The sequence below is a fragment of the Streptomyces tricolor genome (assembly GCF_002155905.1).
In the GTDB taxonomy this organism is placed as follows: domain Bacteria; phylum Actinomycetota; class Actinomycetes; order Streptomycetales; family Streptomycetaceae; genus Streptomyces; species Streptomyces tricolor.
The window spans coordinates 1-3,817 of the sequence record NZ_MUMF01000689.1 but is presented as its reverse complement, the minus strand read 5'-3'; the positions used below and the strand labels follow the sequence as shown (position 1 = coordinate 3,817).

Genomic DNA, 3,817 nt, shown 5'->3' with positions numbered 1-3,817 from the left:
GCGTCGGCCCCGGCCGGGGCGGGGAAGACGGCCATGCGCCGGGCCAGTGTCCGCTCCTGGCCGGTCAGCAGCTCCCAGCTCCACTCGATCACCGCGTGCAGCGTGCGCTGGCGGGGCTGGGCCGCTCGGTTGCCCGTGGCCAGCAGCCGGAACCGGTCGTCGAGCCGGCGGGCGATCTGCTCGGCGTTCATCGAACCCAGCCGGGCGGCGGCCAGTTCCAGGGCGAGCGGCAGCCCGTCCAGCCGCCGGACCACCTCGCCGACCGCTGTGAGGGTGGGGCCGTCGAGTGTGAAGCCGGGCCGTACGGCCGTCGCCCGGTCGGCGAAGAGCCGCACGGCGGCCGACGCGGCGGCCTCGGCCGGGTCCGCGCCCGGGCGGGGCAGCGGCAGCGGGCCGATGCGGCACAGCGCCTCGCCCAGGACCTGGAGCGGTTCCCTGCTGGTGGCGAGGACGGTCAGGCGCGGGCGTCGTTCGAGCAGGTACTGCGCCACCTCGGCGACGGCGCCGACGACATGCTCGCAGTTGTCCAGGACGAGCACGGCCTCGCCCGCCCCGAGCAGATCGGCCACCTGCTCCAGCGGCTCCGCGCGGCTTCCGGCGGGCGGCCGTGCCGCGTGCGGCGTGCTGAGCGCGCCCAGCACCGCGTCGGCCACCCCGTCGGGGCCGTGCGCTCCGGCCAGCGGGACGAGCCACAGCCGGCCCTGCCGGTGGGTACGGTGCCGGGCGGCCGCCTCCAGGGCCAGCCGGGTCTTGCCGACACCGCCGGGGCCGATGACCGTGACCAGCCGGGAGGCGCCCAACAGCCCGTCGAGCAGCGCCAGCTCGCCGTCCCGGCCGACGAACGAGGTCAGCGGCGCGGGCAGCCGGCCGGGGGCCGGCCCGGACCGTACGACGGCCGGACCGGGTGTGCCGCGCAGCACCGCCAGGTGGGCCTCGCGCAGCTCCGCCGAGGGATCGACCCCCAACTCCTCGGCGAGCCTGCGCCGTACGTCCTCGAACACGGTCAGCGCGTCGGACTGCCGGCCCGCCGCCCGGAGCGCCCGCATGCGCAGCGCGGCCAGCCGTTCCCGCAACGGATGGTCCGCCGACGCCGCCTCCAGTTCGGCCAGGGCCCCGGCGTGGTCGCCGAGCCGCAGCCGCGCATCGCAGCAGTCCTCCAGCGCCGCGAGCCGCAGCTCCTCCAGCCGGGCGCCGGCGGGGCCGGCGAACGGGGCCTGCCGTACGTCGGCCAGCGCGGGTCCCCGCCACAGCGCGAGCGCCTCGCCGAGCAGGGAAGCCGCCTCCTCGGGAGTCCCCGTGGCGAGTTCCCGGCCGCCCCGCGCCGCCAGTGCTTCGAAGCGAGCGGCGTCCACCTGCTCCCTCGGCACCGCGAGCCGGTAGCCTGCCCCCGCCGACTCCAGCAGACCACTGACGGGCAGGGCCCTGCGCAGCCGGTACACCAGTGCGTGCAGCGAGTTGAGGGCGTCCGCGGGGGGCCGTGTGCCCCACAGACTGTCGATGAGCACGCCGGGCGACAGGATGTCGCCCGCCGCCAACGCCAGTCGGCCCAGCAGCATGCGCGGTCTCGGCCCCCCGATGCCGACCGGCCTGCCGTCGCCGTCGAAGACCTGGACCGGCCCGAGCACCGCTATCCGCATTCCCACCGAGCCAGTATCGCCACCTCCCGAGCGCCCGGTCGCCCCGTCCTCGACTGGTTCCGGCAGGCCCGCCCCCGGGGCACTGCGCGGCGACAACAGCGGCCGCAGCCACAGCCTCCCCGGAGTCGGGCGCCGCCTCGCGGGGCTCCAGGGCGTTCGCCCAGGTCCAGGGCGACATCGTCGGGCGTACGCCTCCGCTCCGCGCCGTGCCGGGCGAAGCGGAGGCGGCGCAGCCGAAGACAGGCCCTAGGCCAGCTGCCGGCGGACCAGTTCGTGCAGTCGGCCGCCGGTGTCCGCGAGGAGTTCGGCCGGGGTGCCCTGCTGGACGACCTTGCCGTCCTCCATCACGATCACCCGGTCGGCGTCCAGGACGGTCGACAGCCGGTGGGCGATGACGATGCGGGTGGCGTTCAGCTTGCGGGTGCTGTCGATGACGATGCGCTGGGTGTCGTTGTCCAGGGCGCTGGTCGCCTCGTCGAAGAAGAGGATGCGCGGGCGCCGGATGAGGGCCTGGGCGATCATCAGGCGCTGCCGCTGGCCGCCGGAGATCGCGCCGTTGCCCGCGACGATCGTGTGCAGCCCCATCGGCATCCGCTGGATGTCCTCCGCGAGTCCCGCCAGTTCGGCCGCCGCCATCACCTCCTCCGGGGTGTACGGCTCGGCGCCGCAGATGACGTCCATGATCGAGCCGGTGAACGGCTGCGCGTGCTGGAGGACCACCCCGCACTGCCGGCGCACCGCCGACTGGTCGAGCGCCGCCAGGTCCTGGCCGTCGTACAGGACGCTGCCGGAGACCGGCCGGTCGAAGCCGATGAGCAGGCGCAGCAGCGTGGACTTGCCGCAGCCGCTCGGGCCGACGACCGCCACGAACTCGCCCGGCCGCACCGCGAAGGACACGTCGTCCAGGACGAGCGGGCCGTCGTCGGCGTACCGGAAGGACAGCCGGCGGGCCTCCACCGCGCCGGACAGCGGGCCGGGGCGGGTGCTCGCCGTGCGCACCTCGGGCGTGGCCTCGAGCACCGGCTTGATCTCCTCGAACAGCGGCAGCGCCGCCACCGCCGACACGAACGCGCCGGTCAGCTGGGTGACCGAGGTGAGCACCATGGTCACCGACGTGTTGAAGGTGAGGAAGTCCGCCGCCGACATCGCCCCCTTGGCCGGGCCGGCCAGCAGCATGAACATCAGCAGGGTGCAGACGGGCAGGTAGACCGCGCCCAGGACCGTGGTCAGGTTCTTGATCCGGCCGACCTTCTGCTGCAGCTCCCGGCTGCGCGCGAACTCCCGCGCCCAGGCCGCGTACGCATAGTTCTCGGCCGCCGCCACCCGCAGCTTGGGCAGCCCGCGCAGGGTCTGGAACGCCTGGTTGTTCAGCTTGTTGCCGAGCGTCACCAGCCGCCGCTGCCAGCGCACCTGCCACAGCCCGAGCCCCCCGAACACCGCCGCGATGAGGACGAGCATCCCGATCGCCGCCATCGCCATCGGCGCGCTGTACCAGAAGAGCAGGGCGAGGTTCATCGCGCCGACCGTCACCGACTGGGCGACGACCGGGCCGACGCCGGCCAGCAGCCGGCGGATCGCGCTGATGCCCATGGCGGCACTGGCCAGTTCCCCGGTCGAGCGCTGGGTGAAGAAGCGGGTGGGCAGGCGCAGCAGCCGGTCCCAGACGGCCGGCTGGAGCGCCGCCTCGATACGGCCCTCCAGACGCAGGATCGACAGGTTCTCCAGCAGCGTGAACGCCGCCGCGACCACCCCGCTCACCATCACCGCCAGGCACACCTGGACGATCAGGCCCTCCTGCGCCCTCGGCACGTACTCGCCGAGCACCTTGCCCGTCGCGATCGGCACCAGCGCGCCGATCGCCACCGTCACCAGCCCCGCGAGCAGCAGGCTCAGCAGGTCGGCGCGGGTGCCGCGCAGGCTGAACCGCAGCAGCCCGAGCGGACCGAGGCGCCCCTCGGGCAGCGGCCGGTAGAACATCACCGCGCGCGGCTCGAACTCCTCCGCGTTCGCCTTCTCGACGGGCGTCTCGCGCCCCGTCCCGGGGTGGACGGCGACATAGCCGCCGCGCCGCCACAGCAGCGCGACCGGCGCCCCGGACAGCGCCCGGTGGCCGACCAGCGGACCCACGTTCTCCCGCCACCAGCGCCCGTCCAGGCGGACGGCCCGGGTGCGCACCCGGG

2 protein-coding genes are annotated in these 3,817 nt (G+C 75.1%); both read right to left on the bottom strand.

The window, feature by feature from the left end:
* A partial coding sequence (locus tag CCN44_RS37435; protein ID WP_143650272.1) for an AfsR/SARP family transcriptional regulator occupies positions 1-1,637 on the bottom strand: 1,637 nt, incomplete at its 3' end.
* A gap of 246 nt (positions 1,638-1,883) precedes the next feature.
* The coding region (locus CCN44_RS37430) for an NHLP bacteriocin export ABC transporter permease/ATPase subunit (RefSeq protein ID WP_086703230.1) at positions 1,884-3,817 on the bottom strand (1,934 nt) is incomplete at its 5' end.